Source organism: Synechococcus sp. CCY 0621 (assembly GCF_019038465.1).
Classification (GTDB): domain Bacteria; phylum Cyanobacteriota; class Cyanobacteriia; order PCC-6307; family Cyanobiaceae; genus Cyanobium.
In genome coordinates this window covers 1-1,333 of record NZ_JAFKRH010000024.1, presented here as the reverse complement: position 1 = coordinate 1,333, position 1,333 = coordinate 1, and the positions used below count along the sequence as shown (strand labels likewise).

Here is a 1,333-nt window from a genome sequence, read left to right as displayed (position 1 = left end):
CCAGCTGCGGCTGCAGGGCCTGCAGCGTGCTGGCCGTCAGCACCGCTGACGGCGCCGAGGCCTGGGACACCACCTCCGACCAGGCTCCCTTGGTCATGGACGGCGTGGTCACCCTCGGCACGGGTGTGGATCTGAGCAAGGTGTTCCAACTGCACAGCAACCCAACCGCCACGAAAACGATCTTCCTTGACTTCGATGGCTATGCCATCAACAACACCCCCTGGGAGAACGGCGGCAACCTGAGCCTGAAGGGTTTCTACAACACCCTTGATGCCACCGCACTGACGGAAATTCAGCGCATCTGGCAACGGGTCGCCGAGGACTTCTCACCCTTCAATGTCAACGTCACCACCCAGGACCCTGGCACCGAAAACCTGCGCAAAGTCGGCACAGGAGATGACCGCTGGGGCATTCGCGTGGCCTTCACCAGCAACCTCAACCTGCTGACCGGCAACGCCATCATCAACGCCGGTGGCGGCGGTACCGCGTACTACAACAGCTTCAACTGGAGTACCGATGATGTAGCACTCGTTTTCAACAGGGGTGAATACACCGCGGCCGAAACGGCCAGTCACGAAGTGGGCCACACCCTTGGCCTCACCCATGACGGCGCCGGCACCAGCGAGTACTACGGCGGCCATGGCGGCACCGGTCCCACCAGCTGGGGCACCATCATGGGCGCCGCCTGGCTGGGCAACGACGAGAATCTGACCCAGTGGACCAAGGGGCAGTACACCGGTGCCAACAACACCCAGGACGACCTCGCCACGATCACCAACGGCAACGGCTTCTCCTATGCCGCCGATGACCACGGCAACAGCTTCGCCACCGCAACAGCGCTGACCGGTCTGAGCTTCAGCAGCTTCGGCATCGTTGAGCGCAACACGGATGTGGACATGTTCCGCTTCGAGACCAGTTCCGGCCTGGTCTCCTTCAACATCGTCAATGCCTCCAGGGCGTTCACCGGCAGCGCTGGCAACTACGTCACCGAATACCTCGCCGCCCGCGGCGCCAACCTGGACATCGCCGCGACCCTCTACCGGGCCGACCAGAGCATCGTCCAGACCTTCAACCCGGCCGATCTCACCACGGCCAGCTTCTCCATCAACCTCACCGCCGGCACCTACTACCTCGGCATCGACGGCGTGGGATTCGGCACTCCCCTGGCCACCACCCCCACCGGGTACACCGACTACGGCAGCCTCGGCCAATACATGGTGAGCGGCACCGTTCAATCCGCCACCAGCACCCCACCTCCAACCACCACCACGACGCCACCCCCGACCACAAACACCACCCTGCAGGTGCTTGATCCCAACGGCGCCGTGCAGTT

The 1,333-nt window shown here is 63.5% G+C and carries 1 protein-coding gene; it reads left to right on the top strand.

The genetic code is table 11. The annotated features are described in order from the left end of the window. Positions 1–95 precede the first annotated feature (95 nt). The coding region (locus KUG43_RS07680) for a zinc-dependent metalloprotease family protein (RefSeq protein ID WP_286194529.1) at positions 96–1,333 on the top strand (1,238 nt) is incomplete at its 3' end.